This window comes from Mesorhizobium sp. M1A.T.Ca.IN.004.03.1.1 (assembly GCF_003997555.1).
In the GTDB taxonomy this organism is placed as follows: domain Bacteria; phylum Pseudomonadota; class Alphaproteobacteria; order Rhizobiales; family Rhizobiaceae; genus Mesorhizobium.
The window spans coordinates 360,310-380,124 of record NZ_RZTV01000003.1 but is presented as its reverse complement, the minus strand read 5'-3'; the positions used below and the strand labels follow the sequence as shown (position 1 = coordinate 380,124).

Sequence of the window (19,815 nt, the reverse complement as noted above, 5' to 3'; positions counted from 1 at the left end):
TGTGCAACGCGATACGCCCTTGCGCAAATCGACAGACCGGAGATTTCCCGTGAGCGCTGAGAAGACCAGAACCGAAACCGATACATTCGGTCCCATCGAGGTCGCGGCCGACCGCTACTGGGGCGCGCAGGCGCAGCGTTCGCTCGGCAATTTCAAGATCGGTTGGGAAAAGCAGCCGGCCTCGATCGTGCGCGCGCTGGGCATCGTCAAGCGCGCCGCGGCCGAAGTGAACATGGAGATGAAACGGCTGGATCCAGCCATCGGCAAGGCAATCGTGGACGCCGCGCAGGAAGTGATCGACGGCAAGCTCGACGACCATTTCCCGCTCGTGGTCTGGCAGACCGGTTCGGGCACGCAGTCCAACATGAATGCCAATGAAGTGATCTCCAACCGGGCCATCGAGATGCTCGGCGGCGTGATGGGCTCCAAGAAGCCCGTGCACCCGAATGACCACGTCAATATGAGCCAGTCGTCAAACGACACCTATCCGACGGCCATGCATGTCGCCTGCGCCGAGCGGGTCACGCATCACCTGATCCCAGCGCTCCACCATCTGCACAAAGCGCTCGACGCCAAGGCCCGCGCCTTCAACCACATCATCAAGATCGGCCGCACCCACACGCAGGACGCCACACCCCTTACGCTCGGCCAGGAATTCTCCGGCTACGCCGCGCAGGTCGCGTCGTCGATCAAGCGCATCGAGCAGACGCTGCCCGGCCTGCAGGAACTGGCGCAGGGCGGCACCGCGGTCGGCACCGGGCTCAACGCGCCGGTTGGCTTTGCGGAAAAGGTGGCGGACCGGATCGCTACCATCACCGGCATCGCCTTCGTGACGGCGCCGAACAAGTTCGAGGCGCTCGCAGCACACGATTCCATGGTGTTCTCGCACGGCGCGATCAACGCGGCGGCCGCCGCGCTCTTCAAGATCGCCAACGACATCCGCCTGCTCGGTTCAGGCCCGCGCTCGGGCCTCGGCGAGCTGTCGCTGCCGGAGAACGAGCCGGGCTCGTCGATCATGCCGGGCAAGGTCAACCCGACGCAGTGCGAGGCGCTGACGCAGGTCTGCGTGCAGGTGTTCGGCAACAATGCCGCGCTAACCTTCGCCGGCAGCCAGGGCCATTTCGAGCTCAACGTCTACAACCCGCTGATGGCCTATAATTTCCTGCAGTCGGTGCAGCTGCTTGCCGACGCTTCCGTATCCTTCACCGACAATTGCGTCGTCGGCATCGAGGCGCGGGAAGACAACATCAAGGCGGCGCTGGAGCGCTCGCTGATGCTGGTGACGGCGCTCGCCCCCACCATCGGCTACGACAACGCCGCCAAGATTGCCAAGACCGCGCACAAGAACGGCACCACGCTGCGCGAGGAAGCTCTCGCCACCGGGCTGGTCAGCGAGGCCGACTACGACCGGCTGGTGCGGCCCGAGGACATGACGCATCCGGGGTAGTTCTCGCGGCGCGGACAGGCCAAAGGGGTCGTCGTACCAGGGCGAAGACGACCCGATCGGGCGTTTCGGCTAGTCCCCGAGGTCTGCGACTGCAACCCCAACCGATAGTTTGGCTATTTTGCGGGGGCACAATTTACTCGTTAATCCCAATCCGCCGACACGATTTTCGCGCGCGTCCGCCGGTCACCGAAACATACTGCCTGTGAACAATGTGTCGCCGCATCGGCGGCTTTGGTGAACAGTCTTCATCGTCTATCTCACTGGGCATTCAACCCGTTCGGAGACTCGCCAATGTCCATCAACACTTCCGCCGCCGGTACCAGCATCGCGTCCAACAGTTCCACCACCATCCTGCTCGGCCGTATCCTGCTCGCCGTGATCTTCCTGCTTTCCGGTTTCGGCAAGCTTACCGCTATTTCCGGCACCGCCGGCTATTTCGGCGCCCTCGGCCTGCCGCTGCCGACCGTGACGGCCGTCGTGGTCGGCCTCATCGAGCTGCTCGGCGGCCTTGCCATTCTCGTCGGTTTCCAGACGCGGGTCGCCGCCTGGGTGCTCGCCATCTTCACGATCGCCACCGGCCTGGTTGCTCACACCGGCTGGGCCGACCAGATGCAGATGATCCAGTTTCTCAAGAACCTCGCCATCACCGGCGGCTTCATCCTGCTCGCCTCCTCCGGCGCCGGCGCCTATTCGATCGACGCCAAGCGCGGCTGATCTCCTTCCCTCCCAAGCTGAAGCTTTGGCGGCGCGGAATTTTCCGCGCCGCTTTTTCGTTTTCCCGAGTGCAGGCGTACACTGCACCGAGAGCCGGTGCATTCCCGGGTAACCGGCAAGGGAGGTGGGCCATGAACCGCAACGCGTTGCTTCTCGCCTCGCGGCTCCTGCTTGCCGCGCTGTTCGTGCCCTCGGGCTTCCAGGTGCTGACCAACATATCCGGCACGATCGATTACTTCACCGGCCTCGGCCTGCCGCTACCGACCCTGGCGGCCTGGGGCACCGGCCTGTTCGAGCTGATCGCCGGACTTTTGATCCTTGTCGGTTTTCAGACGCGGATCGCGGCGCTGCTGCTTGCCGCCTTCACTATCGTCGCCGGCTTCATCGGCCATTTCGGCCAGGGCGGCGAGGATGCGACCTTAGGATTCATGCACCGGCAGATGCTGATGAAGGACATTGCCATTGCCGGGGGCTTCCTGGCGCTCGCCATGGCCGGCGCCGGCGCATGGTCGGCCGACGGCCGCCCCTTCGGCGTCGGTGCCGAGATCACCTGATCCGTCACTTGACGGAAATGCTCGGCCCGCCCTCGACCGCCAGCACCAGCCGGCGGTTGGTGATGCGCGCCAGCTGCGCCAGTCGCCCGGCAGGTCGTTCGCCATAGAGGTCGGCAAGCGACGCCGGCAGCACCAGCGCAAGCGCACCGTTGCCGCGGCTTTCCCATTTCAGCCGCGGCATGACCCCGGGCATCGCCGCCGTCAGCAGGTAGACGACGCGCATCATCGCCGCCAGCGCGCGGGCGCGCTCGAGCATCCGCGGCGGCGCCAGGGTCTTGATCTCGGGCGCGATCGCATCGTTGAAGATGCCGTCATGGCGATAGGCGTTGGTCAGGGCCAGATAGGCGCGGCCAGGATGGTCGACGCCGATAAAGGACGCATGCGCGATGATGTTGAGCGACTGCCGGCCGCGATATTCGGGATGCGCCCGCCAGCCGATATCGGCAAGCAGGCAGGCGGCGTGGCGGTAGCGCGCCTCATCCACCGTCTCGTCGATGCCGAAGGCCTTGAAAGCCTTGTCCGTCCATTCGACGAGGTCATGCGCGTGATGGACCGAGCGCGAGCGCAGCAGCGCCAGTTCCTCCGCCGCGGAGATCAGCGGATCCGCCTTCTGCTCGGCGGCGTCGAGCAGCGAATAGAGGAAGCCTTCGCGCACGCCCTGCGCCGAGACGACGATCTTCGAGGGCTGCATTGCCGCCATGATTTCCTGCAGCACGACCGCACCGTAAGGCAGCAGCGAGCGGCGGTTCTTGGAGACGCCTTCGATGCCCTTGACCTTTTCGACCTCGCCGTTGGCCACCTGCCTGAGGAAGTTCAGGGCGCTGTCGGCGCCGATCTCGTAATGATGCATGACGCCGAGCGGGTAGTTGGTCATTTCCATATGGAGCCGGGCGAGGTTTCGCCAGGTTCCGCCGACGGCGTAGAACACCCTGCCCTGCCCGCCCTTCAAAAGCTTCGCCCGCGCCAGTTCCTGGCGCGCGATCTTCTGCGCCTGGACGAGAGAGTTCTTCGCCATGTCCTGCAGGCGCAGGCCGCCGAGCGGCAGCGTGATACCGTCGCCGATCGCCTCGCCATTGATGTCGACGAGCTCCAGGCTGCCGCCGCCAAGGTCGCCGGCGATGCCGTTGGCCGGATAGAAGCCGGAAATGATGCCAAGCGCCGAATAATGCGCTTCCTGGCGGCCGGAAAGCACGCGGATCTCGGTCTTCAGCACATCCTCGGCGCGGTGGATGAAGTCCGGGCCGTTGACCGCCTCGCGCGCGGCCGCGGTCGCCAGCACATAGATGTGCTCGGCGCCGGCTTGATCGGAAAGCGCGCGAAAACGGCGGAACTCCTCCATCGAGCGCGTCACCGCCTCGGGATCGAGCTTGCCCGTCGAAACGATGCCGCGGCCGAGGCCGGCCAGCATCTTTTCGTTGAACAGCATCGTCGGCGAGCGCGCCAGCCCTTCATAGACGACGAGGCGGATCGAGTTCGATCCGATGTCGATGATCGACAGCGGCCGCCGGTCCTGGAGCCGGCCCTGCGAGACTGAAATCACGCGGCGGCGTTCTTCTTGCGGCGCTTGAACTGTGCAATGCGCCTGGGCGCATGCGATTTCAGCGCGTCACCCCGTCCGGAAAGACTCGGATTGGTCATGAAATATTCCTGCGCGTTGAACGGTTCCTCGCCCTCCTCGAGCGCAGCGCGCCGGGAGGTGCCATCAGCCAATACGTCGAAACTTTGCTGATTGTCCATGATGTTGCCGAGCATGATCTGGCCAAGCACCTGTTCATGCACAGTCGGATTGGTGATCGGCACCAGGGTCTCGACGCGGCGGTCGAGATTGCGCGGCATGATATCGGCCGAGGAGATGTAGACGATCGCTTCGTCGGACGGCAGACCGTGGCCGTTGCCGAAGCAGTAGATGCGGCTGTGCTCTAGGAAGCGGCCGACAATCGACTTCACCCTGATGTTCTCGGAAAGACCCGGCACCTGCGGCCTCAGGCAGCAGATGCCGCGCACGACGAGATCGATCTCGACGCCGGCGCGGCTGGCGTCATAGAGAGCGTCGATGACGGTCGGATCGACGAGCGCGTTCATCTTCATCCAGATACGGGCCGGCCTGCCCTCGAGCGCATGGGCGATCTCCTCGGCGATGTGCCTCAGGATGCGGTCGCGCAGCGTGAACGGCGACACCGCAAGACGCATCTCCTCGGCAGGCTCGGCGTAGCCGGTGATGAAGTTGAAGATCTGCGCGACATCGCGCGCGATCGTCGGGTCGGTGGTGAAGAAGGACAGGTCGGTGTAGATGCGGGCGGTGACCGGATGGTAGTTGCCGGTGCCGAGATGCACGTAATTGCGCAGCCGGCCGTCCTCGCGGCGGACCACCAGCGACATCTTGGCGTGGGTCTTCAACTCCAGGAAGCCGAACACGACCTGGACGCCGGCGCGCTCGAGGTCGCGCGCCCAGCGGATATTGGCCTCTTCATCGAAGCGCGCCTTGAGCTCGACGAGCGCCGTCACCGACTTGCCGGCCTCCGCCGCGTCGATCAACGCCCGCACGATCGGGCTGTCGTTCGAGGTGCGGTAGAGCGTCTGCTTGATGGCGACGACTTCCGGATCGGCCGCCGCCTGGCGCAGGAACTGCACCACGACGTCGAAGGATTCGTAGGGGTGGTGGACGATGATGTCCTTCTCGCGGATGGCGGCCAGGCAGTCGCCGCCATGCTCGCGGATGCGCTCGGGAAAGCGTGGGTTATAGGGCGTGAATTTGAGGTCGTCGCGCGGGATGGCGACGATCTCGGAGATCTGGTTGAGCGCCAGCGGCCCGGTGAGCACGCTGATGCGGCTCGACGACACTCCGAGCTCGCCGGCGACGAAGTCGCGCAACTCGGCCGGCATCAGCGTGTCGAATTCGATGCGGATGACGGAGCCGCGGCGGCGGCGCTTCAGCGCCGTCTCGAACAGGCGAACGAGGTCTTCCGATTCCTCCTCCACCTCGATATCGCTGTCGCGGATGATGCGGAACGTGCCCGAGCCCTTGACCTCATATCCAGGGAAGAGCTTGCCGATATAGAGGCCGACCGCTTCTTCCAGCGGGATGAAGCGGACATGATGCTTGCGGTCGGGCAGACGGATGAACCGCCGCAGCGCCACCGGCAAGCGCAAGAGCGCGCTCATCTCCTCGCCGTTCTTGCGGTGGCGCAGCTGCAGCGCCATTGAGAAACCGAGATTGGGGATGAACGGAAACGGGTGCGCCGGGTCGATCGACAGCGGCGTCAGCACCGGGAAAACCTGACCCTGGAAATGCTCCTCCAGCCAGGCCTTCTCGTCCTTGGTCAGGCCGTCGCGGGGGATGCTTTCGATGCCTTCCTTGTTGAGCAGCTCCATCAAGACCGACAGGCTCTTCTGCTGGTCTTCCTGCAGGCGCTCGACCTCGCGCAGCAATTGCTCCAACTGCTGCTCAGGCGTGCGGCCGTCCGGGCTCTTCAACGCGATGCCCTCGCGCACCTGACCGGCGAGGCCGGCGACGCGCACCATGAAGAACTCGTCGAGGTTTGCGGCCGAGATCGACAGGAAGCGGACGCGCTCGAGCAGCGGGTGATGCTCGTTCAGCGATTCCTCGAGCACCCGGCGGTTGAACTGCAGCCAGGAAAACTCGCGGTTGACGAAACGGTCTGGATTGCCGCCGTCCGGGCTCGCCGCCTCGACGGTGATGAACTCGCTCTGCACCGGCTTCAGTTCGTTCATGGTTCCTGCTCTTGGCCACAACGTCGTTCTTTGAGCGCCATACGCCGCCGGACGCGCTATGCACGCTCTAACACGCTTTTATGACGCATGATGTCACGGAATCGCTTCGTTTCCGGCCTCATGCGCTTAACCGGCTCAACTTATCCTCTGCCAGCCTTTTGCGACAGTTTCATTTCATCGATCTTGCAAACCGGCCGGTTATGATCCAGATGCAAACGGGCCGAACTGAAGGAGACGACGATGGCAGGCGGTACCATTCCCCATTTCCAGAACGACGCGGGCCATCCGGCGATCGATATCGGCGTCAAGGAATTCATGTGCACCGGCGCCAATCCGCCTTTCGACCATCCGCATGTATTCCTCGACATGGGCGACGACAATGAAAAGGTCTGCCCTTACTGCTCGACGCTCTACCGCTATTCGCCGAAGCTGAAGGCGACGGAAACCGAGCCTGCCGGCTGCCTCTATATCGACCAGGCCGCCTGATCGCGGATCTGGGTGACCGCTAGACCATGGAGGAGGCGCGGTCCCGGCAGGTCGTCATCGCCGGGGCCGGTATCGCCGGACTGACGGCAGCTCTTGCCTTTGCCGAACACGGCCATGCCGTCACGGTGCTGGAACAGGCCAGCCAGCTCGAAGCGGTGGGCGCGGGCATCCAGCTTTCCCCCAACGCCACCCGTATGCTCAGTCGGCTCGGCGCGCTCGACCGGTTGCGGCTGAGCGCGATCCGCCCGGAAGCGGTGGTGCTGAAGGGCGCTGCCACCTTGCGCGAACTGGCGCGCGTGCCGCTCGGCCAGGCCGGCGAAGAGCGTTGGGGCGCGCCCTATCTGGTGGCGCACCGCGCCGACCTGCAGGCGGCGCTGACGGCGCGGATGGCGGAGCATCCTGAAATCCAACTCGTCACCGGCGCGCGGGTAACGGACGTCGCTGTTCACCCGCAAGACATCGCCGTCGCCGCCGAAACGGATGGCGGCAGCATCGAGGCCGCCGGCGGCCTGCTGATCGGCGCGGACGGCGTCTGGTCGTCGGTTCGCAGGCTGCTTGCGGGTCGAGAGCCGGCCTTCGGGAAGAACCGCTTCTCGGGCGAGCTGGCCTGGCGCGCAACGGTTGCAGCGACAAGCGCCGCCGGCCAGGCTTTTGCAGCAATCGCCGCCGGCGACTGCATCACCGCCTTCCTGCATCCCGGCTTCCATATGGTCGCCTATCCGGTGAGCAAAGGCAGCGCCTTCAACCTGGCCGCCTTCACCAAGGGCGAGCGCATCGCCGAAGGCTGGTCCGGCCATGCCTACCCCGCCATTCTTGCCAGCGCCATGCGCGGCACGGCGCCCGCGCTGGCGAGACTCGCCGCGCTCGCCGGGCCATGGACGGCGTTTCCAATCCACACCGTCGAGCAGACGCGCTGGACGATGCCGCAGGGCGTAGCCCTGATCGGAGACGCGGCGCACGCCATGACCCCGTTCGCAGCGCAGGGCGCGGCGATGGCGATCGAGGATGCCGTGACGCTCGCCAATCTGATCGCCGACTTTGCCGGCGATCCGCGGCAGAACCTCACCACATGGGAAAATCTCAGGCGGCCGCGCATCGAGAAGGTGCTCAGACGCGGCGCACTCAACCGCATGGCCTGGCACGCATGGGGCCCGGTTGCGATCGCGCGCAACCTGGTGCTGGCGACGCGCCCGGCGGAGAAACTCGCGGGAGATTTGGACTGGCTCTATGGCTGGGAGGAGCGGAACAGGCGGTGAGGCGTTCGCTGCAGCGGTGTCCTGCACGACCGCCAATGCTACCGCGCCTCGACAACTATGGAAGGCGAGACCGGCAGCGCGCTTCACCAACCGGTCGCTCAAAAGCCCGGCCGTTGGCGGCCGGGCTTCTCGAATTGGCGTCAGAAGCTCAGTGCAGGATCTGCGACAAGAACAGTTTCGTCCGCTCATGGCGCGGATTATCGAAGAACTCGGCCGGCGTGTTCTGCTCGACGATCTGGCCCTGATCCATGAAGATCACCCGGTTGGCGACCTTGCGGGCAAAGCCCATCTCGTGGGTGACGCAAAGCATCGTCATGCCTTCTTCGGCAAGGCCAACCATCGTCTCCAGCACTTCCTTGATCATTTCAGGGTCGAGCGCCGAGGTCGGCTCGTCGAACAGCATGATGCGCGGGTTCATGCAGAGCGAGCGGGCGATCGCCACGCGCTGCTGCTGGCCGCCGGAGAGCTGTCCAGGATATTTGTTGGCCTGCTCCGGGATCTTGACGCGCTTCAGGAAATGCATGGCGATTTCCTCGGCCTGCTTCTTTGGCGTCTTGCGCACCCAGATCGGCGCCAGCGTGCAGTTCTCCAGGATTGTCAGATGCGGGAACAGGTTGAAGTGCTGGAACACCATGCCGACCTCGCGGCGCACCTCGTCGATCTTCTTCAGATCGTTGGTGAGTTCCTTGCCGTCGACGATGATCTTGCCCTTCTGGTGCTCTTCCAAGCGGTTGATGCAGCGGATCATGGTCGACTTGCCGGAGCCGGACGGACCGCAGATGACGATGCGCTCGCCGCGCATCACCTTGAGGTTGATGTCCTTCAGCACATGGAACTCGCCATACCATTTGTGCATGCCGACGATGTCGATGGCGACATCTGTCGTCGAGATGTGCATCTTCTTGGCATCGACCTTGAGGTCTTCCGCGCTGACGGCGTTTTCGGTGGCCATGGCCAATTCCCCTTTTTATCGTTTGTAGCCGGTGTCCAGCCGGCGCTCGGTATACATTGAATAGCGCGACATGCCGAAGCAGAACAGCCAGAACACGAAGGCGGCGAAGATCAAGCCGGACTTCGGGGTCTGCGGCGTCGCCCAGTTGGGATCGGAGAAATTCTGCTTCACCACGCCGAGCAGGTCGAACATCGAGATGATGAGCACCAGGCTGGTGTCCTTGAACATGCCGATGAAGGTGTTGACGATGCCGGGAATGACCAGCTTCAGCGCCTGCGGCAGCACGATCAAGCCCATCTTCTGCCAATAGCCGAGGCCGAGCGAATCGGCGCCCTCATACTGGCCCTTCGGGATCGCCTGGAGGCCGCCGCGCACCACTTCCGCCATATAGGCGGCGGCAAACAGCGACACGCCGATCAGCGCCCTGAGGTACTTGTCGAAGGTAACGCCCTCGGGAAGGAAAAGCGGCAGCATGACGCTGGCGAAGAACAGCACGGTGATCAGCGGAATGCCGCGCACCGTCTCGATGAAGACGACGCAAAGCCATTTGACGATCGGCATCTGGGAGCGACGGCCGAGCGCCAGAGCGATGCCCAGGGGCAGCGACACGGCCATACCAACGAAGGAGAGACTGAGCGTCACCAGCAGCCCACCCCAGCGCGAGGTCTCGACATGCGGCAGGCCGAACACACCGCCGACCAAAAGGAAGTGGGCGACGACCGGCAGCACGAGGAAGAGCAGGATGGCGTTCAGCCCCTTGCGCGGCACGCGCGGGATCAGCATAGGCACCAGCAACGCCACAAACAGGATGGCGACCAGGATAGGCCGCCAGCGTTCCTCGATGTGATAGGTGCCGAACATGAACTGGCCGAACTTCGCGTTGACAAAAGCCCAGCAGGCGCCGGTCCAGCCGTCGGGCTGGATGCCGCCTTGCGAGACGGTGGCGCAGACCGTGCGGTCCGGCCCGGTCCACACTGCGTTTATGAAGGCCCAGTTGATGACCTGCGGCAGGATCCAGGCGACTATGGCAATGCCGAGGATGGTCAGGATAGTGTCGCCAACCGAGGCGGTCAGGTTCTTGCGCACCCAGGCATAGGCGCCGCGCTCGCCAGGAGGCGCCGGCTGCGCCAGCGTCATCTCGGTGCGCACCCAGGACATGTCGTGTTCCTGCATGGCTCTACCTCTCCACCAGCGCCATTCTGGCGTTCACCACGTTCATCACCGCAGAGGTGACGAGGCTCAGCACCAGATAGGCGATCATCATGAGAAACACGCCCTCGACCGCTTGGCCGGTCTGGTTGAGTACCGTGCCGGCGGTGGCGGTGAGATCGGGGTAGCCGATGGCGATCGCCAGCGAAGAGTTCTTGGTGAGGTTCAGATACTGGCTGGTGAGCGGCGGGATGACGATGCGCATCGCCTGCGGGATCACCACCAGGCGCAGGATCGGCCCGGAGCGTAGGCCGAGTGCAGCCGCCGCTTCGCTCTGGCCTTTGCTCACGCCCTTGATGCCGGCGCGCACGATCTCGGCGATGAAGGCGGCCGTGTAGAAGGAAAGCGCCAGCAGGAGCGACAGGAACTCAGGCTTGATCTGAAATCCGCCTGTCAAATTGAAGGTCGACTGCTTCGGGAAGTCAAAGGTAAGCGGCATGCCGGCGAGCAGGAAGGCGAGCACGGGCAGGCCGACGATCAGGGCGACCGAGGTCCAGAACACAGGAAATTGCTGGCCGGTGGCCATCTGCCGCTGGCGCGCCCGGTGCGCGACAAACCATGCCATGGCGAGCGCCACGACGAAAGCGACCAGAACCAGCCAGGAGCCGTCGCCCCAGACACCGCGCGGAAAATAGAAGCCGCGCTGGTTGAGGAAGGAGCCGAACGGCAGGTGATAGCTCTCGCGCGGCGGCGGCAGCACCGCGAGCACGCCAGAATACCAGAAGAAGATGACCAGCAGCGGCGGGATATTGCGGAAGATCTCGACATAGACCGTGCAGATCTTACGGATCAGCCAATTTTGCGATAGCCGGCCGATGCCAATGATGAAGCCGACTATGGTGGCCAGGACAATGCCGGCGGCGGCAACGATGATTGTGTTGAGCAAGCCGACGATGAGCGCACGGCCATAGGTTGCGTCCGACGTATAGGCAATCGGCGTGTCGGAGATATCGAAACCGGCCCTGTTCCTGAGGAACTGGAAGCCTGAAGCGATATGAAGGCGCCGGAGGTTCTCGATGACGTTGTTGACGATCCACCAGATCGAAACGAACAGAAGAATTACGACCAGCGTCTGAAAGAACAGGGCGCGTATTTTCGGGTCATTGATGAAGGAGCCGCGACCCGGCTCCTGCCGAAGGATTTCCTGCGAAGCCATAGACGATCCCCTGAAAAGAGAAACCGGGAGGCAGACGACCTGCCTCCCGGATCACATTTCAATCAGCGAACCGGCGGACCATATTGCAGGCCGCCCTTCGTCCACAGAGCGTTGATGCCGCGCGCGATCTTGAGCGGGCTACCCGAGCCGACATTGCGCTCAAACATTTCACCGTAGTTGCCGACGGCCTTGATGATGTTGACAACCCAGTCGTTGGAGAGGCCGAGATCGGCGCCGTATTTGCCATCGGGCTCAGTGCCAAGGAGGCGCTGGATGTTCGGATCGGTCGACGACTTCATCTCCTCGACATTGGCCTGCGTGATGCCGGCTTCTTCGGCATTGAGCAGCGCAAAATACGTCCACCGCGCGATATGGGCCCATTGATCGTCGCCCTGGCGCACGGCCGGACCGAGCGGTTCCTTGGAGATGATCTCGGGCAGCACGACGTGGTCGGCGGGCGAGGAGAGCGTCAGGCGGATGCCGTAAAGGCCGGACTGGTCGGTGGTGTAGGCGTCGCAGCGGCCGGAATCATAGGCGGCGTTGACCTCTTCCAGCTTCTCGAACACGACGGGGTTGTACTCCATCTTGTTCTTCTTGAAGTAGTCGGCGAGGTTGAGCTCCGTGGTGGTGCCGCTCTGCACGCAGACCGCGGCGCCCGAAAGCTGCAGTGCGGAGTTCACACCCGGCAGCTTCTTGGCGTTGATCATGAAGCCCTGGCCGTCATAATAGGTGACGCCGACAAAATCGAGGCCGAGCGCGCTGTCGCGGTTGCTCGTCCAGGTGGTGTTGCGCGAGAGGATATCGATCTCGCCCGACTGCAGGGCGGTGAAACGCTCCTTGGCGCTGAGCGGCGTGAACTTGACCTTGGAGCCGTCACCGAAGACGGCGGCCGCGACGGCGCGGCAGAAATCCGCATCGATGCCCTTCCAGTCGCCCTTGTCGTCCGGCGCCGAGAAGCCGGCGAGGCCGGTCGAGACGCCGCACTGGATGAAGCCCTTCTGCTTGACGGTGTCGAGCGTGCCGGCCGAAGCGGCGGACGCCATGAGCCCGAGCGCGGCGGCGCCAAGCATGCCCAATGCAATGTGTTTCATGACCCACAGACCCTTTTCTGTTACAGGCGCCCCTAATTGCAGGCGACGCTTGATCTTTTTTCGTTTGTGAATGCAGCTCCCACTTGGGCCCGCTCCCGGACCCGCATCGTTTCGCCGATGCACTGCCTCCCATTCACGAAACGCATCGAAGGCGATTATTCCTGTGAGGTCAAGGGAAATGACCGAATTGCGACACGTTTGAAAACCGATTGCCGCAAATCACCGAATTGCAGCCAAAAGCGCCCGCAAATTGGCCAAGAGCTGCAGCCAAACACCATCGCTTGGCGGGTTCGCAGCGGTTGCGCGACCAGTTCCATCGCTCTATGGCTGAGCCCCTGACACACTGCGACGAGCGACGAACTATGGGCGACGAGCGACGAACTATGGCGACAGACGGCAGCAACATAGGCATCAACACGCGGCTTGCCCATTCCGGCAACAACCCGCGCGACTATTTCGGCTTCGTCAATCCGCCGGTCGTGCATGCCTCGACGGTGCTTTACCCCGACGCCGCCTCGATGGCCTCGCGCAGCCAGAAATACACCTACGGGACGCGCGGCACGCCGACGATGGATGCGCTCACGCTCGCCGTCGATGCGCTGGAAGGGTCGGCCGGCACGATCGCCGTGCCGTCGGGACTGGCTGCGGTGACGATTCCCCTGCTCACCTTCGTCTCGGCCGGCGATCATGTTTTGATCGTCGATTCGGTCTATCACCCGACGCGGAATTTCGCCGATACGATGCTGAAGCGGCTCGGCATCGAAGTCGAATATTACGATCCGCGCATCGGCGCCGGAATTGCATCGCTGATCAAGCCCAACACCGAGGTGGTGTTCACCGAGTCGCCGGGATCGAACACCTATGAGGTGCAGGACATTCCGGCGATCGCCAAGGCGGCGCATGCGGCAAACGCGCTCGTCATGATGGACAACACCTGGGCGACGCCGCTCTACTTCAAGCCGCTCGACCACGGCGTCGACATCTCGATCCATGCGGCAACCAAATACCCAGCCGGCCATTCGGACGTCCTGCTCGGCCTGGTCTCGGCCAATGAGGCTTGCTGGAAGCAGCTCTATGACGGGTTCTGCACGCTGGGCTGCTGTTCAGGCCCGGACGACATCTACCAGACGCTGCGCGGCCTGCGCACCATGGGGGTGAGGCTGGAGCAGCACCAGAAGAGCGCGCTCGAAATCGCGCGCTGGCTGGAGGAGCAGCCGGGCGTGGCGCAGGTGCTGCATCCGGCGCTGCCGAGCCATCCCGACCATGCGCTCTGGAAGCGCGATTTCTGCGGCTCGAGCGGCGTCTTTTCGATCGTTCTCAATGGCGGCGGACAGAAGACGCAGCACGCCTTCCTCGACGCGCTGACCATCTTCGGCCTCGGCTACTCCTGGGGCGGCTATGAGAGCCTTGCGGTGCCGGTTTTCCTCGGCGACCGCACCATCGCCAAGGGCTCCTATGCCGGGCCGCTGATCCGCCTGCAGATCGGGCTGGAAGACGTCGAGGACCTCAAGGCCGACATCCAGCGCGGCCTCGCCGCCGCGGCCGAGGCCTGAGCGACGGTGCTAAATGCCGTTGCCAAACTGAATCCGCGGACGGCCGTAAAGCCTTGGCGCGATTGAGAAAGCCGAGGCCGCTGGCGGCATCTCGCAGGCGATCCGCGCTGCAATAATATTCTCTCCAGCCGCGAATATACGGATTGGTTTGGCTTCCAAATCCGTGGCTTCGGCGGCATTTCGGGCAGCGCAAATTCCACCATTCGACAGTTCAAGCCATTCGACCTGGGGCTGCCATGGCGTTCCGCCTCTTCGTTCCGATCCTTGCCGGCGCGACGCTGCGCGAGCGGCTGCTTGCCTGCATCGGCGCGACCATCGGCATCGCGCTGACCGGCGTGATCAGCGGGCTCGCCATGGGCAACGGACCGCATGTGGCGATGCTGGTGGCGCCGATGGGCGCGTCCGCCGTGCTGCTCTTTGCCGTTCCGTCGAGCCCGTTGGCGCAGCCCTGGTCGATCATCGGCGGCAACACGATCTCCGCGCTGGTCGGCGTGACGGTGGCGCATTTCGTGCACAACCCGGTGATCGCCTCCGGGCTGGCGGTGGCGCTGGCGATCGCCGCCATGTCGTTTACGCGCTCACTGCATCCGCCGGGCGGTGCGGCAGCCCTCACCGGCGTGCTTGGCGGGCCGGCCGTGATCAGCGCCGGCTTCCTGTTTCCCTTCGTGCCGGTGGCGCTGAACTCGATCATATTGGTGACGCTCGGTTTCCTGTTCCACAAGCTGTCGCGGCGCAACTATCCGCATGTGCCTCAGCCTGCCGCCAACAGCCACGGCACAGCCGACCGGCCGCCGGCGGAGCGCGTCGGCTTCCGGCCCGAGGATGTCGATGCCGCCCTGGCGGCACTCGACGAGACCTTCGACATGGACCGTGACGACATCGAAAGACTGCTGCGCCAGGTCGAGCTGCAGGCGATGGTGCGCGCGCATCGGACGCTGCTCTGCCGGGACATTATGTCCCGCGACGTGATCTCGATGTCGGAGAACGCCACCGCCGACGAGGCGCGCAAGCAGCTTCTCGACCACAATATCCGCACCCTGCCGGTGGTCGACGCCGAGGCGAGGCTGGTCGGCGCCGTCGGCCTGCGCGAACTGACGCAAGCGACCGACACCGTGAAGGGCGTGATGTCGAAGGCCGGCACGGCCTCGCCCGAGACGCCGGCGATGAGCCTGCTGCCGCTGCTGACCGACGGGCGCAGCCATGCGGTGGTGATCGTCGACGCCGGACGGCATATTCTCGGACTCATCACCCAGACCGATCTGCTTGCCGCCGCCGCCCGCGCGCAGGCCGCAGACAGGCCGCCGCTGAAAGCTGTAGCATAGCGCGCGACTGGATCGGGAAAATCCGGGAACCTTTTGCCGGCAGGCGCGTCCAATTGCCCGGATGCAACGCCTGTCGGGAGATCGGGGCGCGATGATGAAGTCAGCAAGTCAGGCCGCCGCGGTTTCGGCGGCGGAGGCCGGCGAGATGGCGTTGGTGCGCCGGGCCCTGGCACGGGACCCGGGCGCCTTTCGCTTGATCATCAAGACGCACAACCAGCGGCTCTACCGCATCGCGCGCGGCGTGGTACGCAACGACGCCGAGGCCGAGGACATCGTGCAGGAAGCCTATATGCGCGCCTTCGCCAGCCTCGACAGCTTCCGCGGCGATGCCTCGCTCTCGACCTGGCTGTCGCGCATCGTCATCAACGAGGCGCTCGGCCGGCTGCGCAAGAAAAAGCGCATCGTGGCAATGCCTGAAAACCCTGACGCGCAGATCATCCGGTTTCCGTTGAATTCAAATGACCTGAACCCTGGCGACGATCCGGAGCGGACAATGGCGCAGCGGCAGATCCTCGGGCTTGTCGAGCGGGCGACCGACAGCCTTCCCGATGTCTATCGCACGGTCTTCGTCGCCCGCGTCATCGAGGGATTGAGCATCGAGGAAACCGCCGACCTGCTCGGCATCAGGCCGGAAACGGTGAAGACAAGGCTGCATCGGGCGCGTGCCTTGGTGCGCAAGGCGCTGGACGACGAGATCGGCCCGGTGCTGCTCGACGCTTTTCCTTTCGCCGGCCGGCGCTGCGAACGGCTCACGCAGGCGGTGATGAAGAGGCTGGGGTTCGAGGCCTGAGGCGCGTTCAGATTTCGCGAAGCCCGCGTTCAGGATAGGCATCGCGGATGAGCTTTTCGGCCAATCTCCAACATGCAATGTCCAACATGTGTCCCGCGACTTTTCCCGGGAACGTTTCGCCCTCTCCCGCATCCAATGGCGGTCAACCCAGAATGGAGCCCGGTGCCTCTGTGCCGGGCGAAGGAGATGCCATGTTTATCCGACCGACCGCAGCCCTCGCAGCCTTCCTCCTCCTCAGCGCAGCGCCGCTGGCTGGAGCCGCCGAGAAGCCGACCGACCCGCAGATCGCCCATATCGCCTATACGGCCGGCGTGCTCGACATCGAGGCGGCGAAGCTGGCGATCCAGAAGTCGAAAACCAAGGAGGTCGTCGACTTTGCCAAGGATATGGAGCGCGACCACGAGGCGGTGAACAAGCAGGCTCTCGACCTGGTGAAGAAGCTGAAGGTGAAGCCGGAAGACAACGCCACCAGCCAGGCGCTGACCAAGGCGGCGAGGGAAGAGCGCGCCAAGCTGGCAAAGCTCGAGGGCACTGCCTTCGATAAGGCCTATATCGAGAACGAGGTCGCCTATCACAAGCAGGTCAACGGCGCGCTCGAAACCCTGCTCATTCCTTCGGCCAGCAATGCCGAGCTGAAAAGCCTGCTCGAGACCGGGCTGAAAATCTTCCAGGGACATGAGCAGCATGCCGAGCATGTCGCCGGCACGCTGAAATGAGGGCGGGCGCGTTATCGCTGCTCGGCTCGCTGGCGCTGACGCTTGTCGCTTCGCCAGCGCTCGCCGCCACCATCGAGGTGACGATCGACAGGCTGGTCTACTCGCCGGCGAGCGTCGAGGCCAAGGTCGGCGACACGATCGAGTGGGTGAACAAGGACGTCATCGCCCACACCGCGACGGTGAAGGGCGGCTGGGAGGTCATGATCCCGCCGAAAGCGAAAGGCAGGATCACGCTCAAGCAAGCGGGAGTGGTCCACTATTTCTGCCGCTTCCATCCCAACATGAAGGGTCACCTCAACGTGGCGCCCTAATCCGCCGCGGGGTCGCGCCGAAACGAGGCGCGCCGTGCCTCGCTCAGCCGGGTGACGTGCGTCCATGAGCCGTCATAGATGGGCTGGCGCCGCTCGATCCAGGCGCTGAGCCCTTCGCCGAGGTCGGCGGTCGGGGCCATGCGGGCGAACTGCTCGGCCTCGACCAGCAGGCCCTCGGCGATGCTAAGGTTGATGCCGCGCGCCACCGCGGTGAGAATGCCAGCCACCGCCGCCTGCGAATGGCGGATGATGCGGTTCGCAAGATCGAGCGCGGCCGGCATCAGCTCCTCATGCGCCACGACTTTGTTGACCAGCCCGAGTTCCAGCGCCCGCGCGGGCGAGAAAGGCTCGCCGGTAAGCAGCAGTTCGAGCGCGCGTTTGCGCCCGGCAAGCCTCGGCAGGCGCTGCGTGCCGCCGAAGGTCGGCGGCATGGCGAGTTTTATTTCCGGCTTGGCGAACAGGGCGCGGTCGCTGGCGACCGCCAGCGGCACCGCCTCGATGGTCTCGCAGCCACCGCCGAAGGCAAGGCCGTTGACGGCGGCGATGACCGGCTTGCGGAACGCTTCCAGCCGCGCCGTCAGCCGCTGGCCGCGCATGACGAAATCGCGCAGCGCGACATCCGTGCCTTCGGCCACGCTCAACGCGAATTCGTGGATGTCGCCGCCGGCCGAGAAGGCGCGCTCCCCTGCCCCGGTGAGGATCACGGCACGCACGGCATCGTCGGTCTCTATCCTGTCGAGGATCGCCAGCAGGCGGTCGATAAGGTCGTAATTCAGGGCATTGAGCTTTTCGGGGCGGTTGAGCGTCAGCACCGCGACGCGGTCGCGGATTTCGCAAAGCACGGGCTCGGTCATAGTGTTCTCCTTAGCCGTTCGTTTTTCTCCGCAATTCCGGACGGAAGCCGCTGCGCAGTTTCCTGGAATTGCTCTGTGGAACGGCTGCAAGGGATCAGCTTTCGGCTTGTTTGTATATTCACTAGTCGGTATACTTCATGGATGATCGAGAAGCCCAATCCAACCAGGAAACGCCTCGTCGACGCGGCCGCAAAACTCTTCTATGCCGAAGGCATCGGCCGCGTCAGCGTCGATGCCGTGGCGGAAAAGGCGGGGCTGACCAAGCGCACGCTCTACTACCACTTCAAGAGCAAGGACGAGCTGATCACGGCCTATCTCGACAGCCGCGACCAGCCGAACCTCAAGCAGATGGCCGGCTGGTTCGAGGCGGCGCAAGGCGGCGCGGACAAGAAGGTCGCGGCGATCTTTACCCACCTGGCGCGCGTGGCGCGGCACGTCAAATGGAAGGGCTGCGGCTTCCTGCGCACGGCCGCCGAACTCGCCGCGATGCCCGGCCATCCGGCGGTGAAGGCCGGCTCGCGCCATAAGAGCAATTTCGAGAAATGGCTGGCGGGCGAGCTTTCAAACCATGGCGTGCGCGAGCCGAAGATGCTGGCGCGCGAGATCGTGCTTCTGATGGACGGCGCCTTTTCCAGCATGCTGATCCACCACAATCCCGACTACATCACCGCCGCCGGCCACGCCGCCGCGACGCTGGTGCGGGCGCGGATGGCAGCGGCGTAGACCTCGCCCGGCGTCCTGACCCCGTGGACCGCGACGGGCGAGTCCGGCGGCCTCAGCCGCGCGCTGCCCCCAGCAGCCAGTCGATCATGGCGGCGGCGGGCGCGGGCGGACGGTCGGGCGCCAAGATCGAGAGAGCGCGGCCGGTCGGCACGCGCAACTCGGGAAACGGCGCCACCAGCGAGCCGGCGGCGAGAGCGCGCGACACGAGCGCCTCATGCCCCATCAAAACGCCGGCGCCGTCGACGGCGGCCTGCACAGCCATGCTGTAGAGCGAGAATTCGGAGCCCGTCTCGATCGAAGGGCCTTTCACGCCGGCGACTTCGAACCAAAGGCTCCAATCCTCCGTCCAGGTGGTGTCCCAGAGCAGGAGCTGCGAGGAAAGTTCGGCCGGCGTCTTCAATTGCCTGGCCAGCGCCGGCGCGCAGACAGGAAAGATGACGTCGTCGCAGAGCTTGAAGGATCGGCCGGCGCCCGACCTGGTGAGGAAAATAGCGAGGTCGAAAGGCTCGCGCCGGAAGTCCGGCGGCTCTTCCAGCGCATGGATGGAGGGGCGCAGCGCCGGATGCGCCGCGCGCAAGGCCGGCAGCCGCGGCGCCAGCCAGAGCTGCGCGATCGAAGGCAATGCCGCGACGCTGACCTGCGGCCGGGGCGCCGAGATGCGCAATTCCTGCACGGCGAGCCCCAGGGCGTCGAAGGCGGTGGAAAACGAGGGCAGCGCCGAACGCCCAGCGTCGGTGAGGTGCAGTCCTTGCGCGTGACGCACGAAGAGCGGAGAGCCTAGCCAAGCCTCCAGCGCCTTCACCTGATGCGAGACGGCGGCGGGGGTCACGCCGAGTTCGTCCGCCGCCTTGGCAAAGCTTTCATGGCGTGCGGCCGCCTCGAAGGCCCTGAGGGCGTTGAGCGGCGGCATGCGCGGTCGCGGCGGATTGACGGCCATCTGCAGCTTTCC

19 protein-coding genes are annotated in these 19,815 nt (G+C 64.6%); 11 read left to right on the top strand and 8 right to left on the bottom strand.

The window, feature by feature from the left end:
* The first annotated feature begins 49 nt into the window (after positions 1-49).
* The 3 genes from fumC (at position 50) to EOD29_RS12165 (ending at position 2,715) form a co-directional block, all read left to right on the top strand.
* Complete coding sequence (gene fumC / locus EOD29_RS12175) at positions 50-1,447, top strand: class II fumarate hydratase (protein WP_127246830.1); 1,398 nt, start codon at positions 50-52, stop codon at positions 1,445-1,447.
* 291 nt (positions 1,448-1,738) lie between these two features.
* On the top strand, positions 1,739-2,161 hold the full coding sequence (locus tag EOD29_RS12170) for a DoxX family protein (protein WP_127246829.1): 423 nt from the start codon (positions 1,739-1,741) through the stop codon (positions 2,159-2,161).
* A 131-nt stretch (positions 2,162-2,292) separates the two neighbouring features.
* On the top strand, positions 2,293-2,715 hold the full coding sequence (locus tag EOD29_RS12165) for a DoxX family protein (protein WP_127246828.1): 423 nt from the start codon (positions 2,293-2,295) through the stop codon (positions 2,713-2,715).
* A gap of 4 nt (positions 2,716-2,719) precedes the next feature.
* On the opposite strand, the gene ppx is transcribed toward EOD29_RS12165, so the two are convergent.
* Together ppx and EOD29_RS12155 are read right to left on the bottom strand one after the other, a co-directional pair.
* Positions 2,720-4,255: an exopolyphosphatase gene (gene ppx / locus EOD29_RS12160; protein WP_127246827.1), complete on the bottom strand. Its 1,536-nt coding sequence runs from the start codon at positions 4,253-4,255 to the stop codon at positions 2,720-2,722.
* Positions 4,252-6,447 (bottom strand): RNA degradosome polyphosphate kinase, encoded by a 2,196-nt coding sequence (locus EOD29_RS12155; RefSeq protein ID WP_095802565.1) that lies wholly within the window; start codon positions 6,445-6,447, stop codon positions 4,252-4,254. Before EOD29_RS12155 ends, ppx begins: the two co-directional genes overlap by 4 nt.
* A gap of 240 nt (positions 6,448-6,687) precedes the next feature.
* Here EOD29_RS12155 and EOD29_RS12150 point away from each other — a divergent pair, with 240 nt between their 5' ends.
* Together EOD29_RS12150 and EOD29_RS12145 are read left to right on the top strand one after the other, a co-directional pair.
* On the top strand, positions 6,688-6,933 hold the full coding sequence (locus EOD29_RS12150) for a zinc-finger domain-containing protein (RefSeq protein ID WP_066997164.1): 246 nt from the start codon (positions 6,688-6,690) through the stop codon (positions 6,931-6,933).
* A gap of 26 nt (positions 6,934-6,959) precedes the next feature.
* Complete coding sequence (locus EOD29_RS12145) at positions 6,960-8,189, top strand: FAD-dependent monooxygenase (protein ID WP_127246826.1); 1,230 nt, start codon at positions 6,960-6,962, stop codon at positions 8,187-8,189.
* Between the two features lie 148 nt (positions 8,190-8,337).
* On the opposite strand, the gene EOD29_RS12140 is transcribed toward EOD29_RS12145, so the two are convergent.
* The 4 genes from EOD29_RS12140 to EOD29_RS12125 all read right to left on the bottom strand — a co-directional run bounded on the left by EOD29_RS12140 (position 8,338) and on the right by EOD29_RS12125 (position 12,597).
* Entirely contained in the window at positions 8,338-9,141 is an 804-nt protein-coding gene (locus EOD29_RS12140; RefSeq protein WP_066997155.1) for an amino acid ABC transporter ATP-binding protein, read from the bottom strand.
* A 15-nt stretch (positions 9,142-9,156) separates the two neighbouring features.
* Positions 9,157-10,314, bottom strand: a complete 1,158-nt coding sequence (locus EOD29_RS12135; RefSeq protein WP_127246825.1) for an amino acid ABC transporter permease — start codon at positions 10,312-10,314, stop codon at positions 9,157-9,159.
* Positions 10,315-10,318: 4 nt separating this feature from the next.
* On the bottom strand, positions 10,319-11,506 hold the full coding sequence (locus EOD29_RS12130) for an amino acid ABC transporter permease (RefSeq protein ID WP_127246824.1): 1,188 nt from the start codon (positions 11,504-11,506) through the stop codon (positions 10,319-10,321).
* Between the two features lie 62 nt (positions 11,507-11,568).
* Positions 11,569-12,597, bottom strand: a complete 1,029-nt coding sequence (locus EOD29_RS12125; RefSeq protein WP_066997146.1) for an amino acid ABC transporter substrate-binding protein — start codon at positions 12,595-12,597, stop codon at positions 11,569-11,571.
* Positions 12,598-12,980: 383 nt separating this feature from the next.
* On the opposite strand from EOD29_RS12125, the gene EOD29_RS12120 reads away from it, so the two are divergent.
* The 5 genes from EOD29_RS12120 (at position 12,981) to EOD29_RS12100 (ending at position 17,289) form a co-directional block, all read left to right on the top strand.
* Positions 12,981-14,150: a cystathionine beta-lyase gene (locus EOD29_RS12120; RefSeq protein WP_127246823.1), complete on the top strand. Its 1,170-nt coding sequence runs from the start codon at positions 12,981-12,983 to the stop codon at positions 14,148-14,150.
* Between the two features lie 236 nt (positions 14,151-14,386).
* The gene (locus EOD29_RS12115; protein ID WP_127246822.1) at positions 14,387-15,472 is read left to right on the top strand and encodes an HPP family protein; all 1,086 of its coding nucleotides are present in this window, start codon (positions 14,387-14,389) and stop codon (positions 15,470-15,472) included.
* Positions 15,473-15,563: 91 nt separating this feature from the next.
* Positions 15,564-16,262: an RNA polymerase sigma factor gene (locus EOD29_RS12110; protein WP_206520464.1), complete on the top strand. Its 699-nt coding sequence runs from the start codon at positions 15,564-15,566 to the stop codon at positions 16,260-16,262.
* Between the two features lie 191 nt (positions 16,263-16,453).
* Positions 16,454-16,978, top strand: a complete 525-nt coding sequence (locus EOD29_RS12105; protein WP_127246821.1) for a DUF4142 domain-containing protein — start codon at positions 16,454-16,456, stop codon at positions 16,976-16,978.
* On the top strand, positions 16,975-17,289 hold the full coding sequence (locus EOD29_RS12100; protein ID WP_127246820.1) for a cupredoxin family copper-binding protein: 315 nt from the start codon (positions 16,975-16,977) through the stop codon (positions 17,287-17,289). The genes EOD29_RS12105 and EOD29_RS12100 overlap by 4 nt, the downstream gene beginning before the upstream one ends.
* On the opposite strand, the gene EOD29_RS12095 is transcribed toward EOD29_RS12100, so the two are convergent.
* A complete protein-coding gene (locus EOD29_RS12095; protein ID WP_127246819.1) occupies positions 17,286-18,143 on the bottom strand; it encodes a crotonase/enoyl-CoA hydratase family protein in 858 nt (285 codons plus the stop codon). The two genes, EOD29_RS12100 and EOD29_RS12095, sit on opposite strands and share 4 nt — an antisense overlap.
* 141 nt (positions 18,144-18,284) lie before the next feature.
* Between EOD29_RS12095 and EOD29_RS12090 the strand changes: the two genes are divergently transcribed.
* Positions 18,285-18,866, top strand: a complete 582-nt coding sequence (locus EOD29_RS12090; RefSeq protein ID WP_127246818.1) for a TetR/AcrR family transcriptional regulator — start codon at positions 18,285-18,287, stop codon at positions 18,864-18,866.
* Between the two features lie 52 nt (positions 18,867-18,918).
* On the opposite strand, the gene EOD29_RS12085 is transcribed toward EOD29_RS12090, so the two are convergent.
* Complete coding sequence (locus EOD29_RS12085) at positions 18,919-19,803, bottom strand: LysR family transcriptional regulator (protein ID WP_245475323.1); 885 nt, start codon at positions 19,801-19,803, stop codon at positions 18,919-18,921.
* Between the last annotated feature and the right edge of the window lie 12 nt (positions 19,804-19,815).

What these genes read in the sequence shown, in the direction of transcription:
- EOD29_RS12125 (WP_066997146.1), bottom strand. Translation starts at nt 12,597, where the DNA reads ATGAAACACATTGCATTGGGCATGCTTGGCGCCGCCGCGCTCGGGCTC.
- EOD29_RS12100 (WP_127246820.1), top strand. Translation starts at nt 16,975, where the DNA reads ATGAGGGCGGGCGCGTTATCGCTGCTCGGCTCGCTGGCGCTGACGCTT.
- EOD29_RS12130 (WP_127246824.1), bottom strand. Translation starts at nt 11,506, where the DNA reads ATGGCTTCGCAGGAAATCCTTCGGCAGGAGCCGGGTCGCGGCTCCTTC.
- EOD29_RS12135 (WP_127246825.1), bottom strand. Translation starts at nt 10,314, where the DNA reads ATGCAGGAACACGACATGTCCTGGGTGCGCACCGAGATGACGCTGGCG.
- EOD29_RS12150 (WP_066997164.1), top strand. Translation starts at nt 6,688, where the DNA reads ATGGCAGGCGGTACCATTCCCCATTTCCAGAACGACGCGGGCCATCCG.
- EOD29_RS12115 (WP_127246822.1), top strand. Translation starts at nt 14,387, where the DNA reads ATGGCGTTCCGCCTCTTCGTTCCGATCCTTGCCGGCGCGACGCTGCGC.
- EOD29_RS12085 (WP_245475323.1), bottom strand. Translation starts at nt 19,803, where the DNA reads ATGGCCGTCAATCCGCCGCGACCGCGCATGCCGCCGCTCAACGCCCTC.
- EOD29_RS12095 (WP_127246819.1), bottom strand. Translation starts at nt 18,143, where the DNA reads ATGACCGAGCCCGTGCTTTGCGAAATCCGCGACCGCGTCGCGGTGCTG.
- EOD29_RS12105 (WP_127246821.1), top strand. Translation starts at nt 16,454, where the DNA reads ATGTTTATCCGACCGACCGCAGCCCTCGCAGCCTTCCTCCTCCTCAGC.
- EOD29_RS12145 (WP_127246826.1), top strand. Translation starts at nt 6,960, where the DNA reads ATGGAGGAGGCGCGGTCCCGGCAGGTCGTCATCGCCGGGGCCGGTATC.
- EOD29_RS12090 (WP_127246818.1), top strand. Translation starts at nt 18,285, where the DNA reads ATGATCGAGAAGCCCAATCCAACCAGGAAACGCCTCGTCGACGCGGCC.
- EOD29_RS12155 (WP_095802565.1), bottom strand. Translation starts at nt 6,447, where the DNA reads ATGAACGAACTGAAGCCGGTGCAGAGCGAGTTCATCACCGTCGAGGCG.
- EOD29_RS12170 (WP_127246829.1), top strand. Translation starts at nt 1,739, where the DNA reads ATGTCCATCAACACTTCCGCCGCCGGTACCAGCATCGCGTCCAACAGT.
- EOD29_RS12110 (WP_206520464.1), top strand. Translation starts at nt 15,564, where the DNA reads ATGATGAAGTCAGCAAGTCAGGCCGCCGCGGTTTCGGCGGCGGAGGCC.
- EOD29_RS12120 (WP_127246823.1), top strand. Translation starts at nt 12,981, where the DNA reads ATGGCGACAGACGGCAGCAACATAGGCATCAACACGCGGCTTGCCCAT.
- EOD29_RS12140 (WP_066997155.1), bottom strand. Translation starts at nt 9,141, where the DNA reads ATGGCCACCGAAAACGCCGTCAGCGCGGAAGACCTCAAGGTCGATGCC.
- EOD29_RS12165 (WP_127246828.1), top strand. Translation starts at nt 2,293, where the DNA reads ATGAACCGCAACGCGTTGCTTCTCGCCTCGCGGCTCCTGCTTGCCGCG.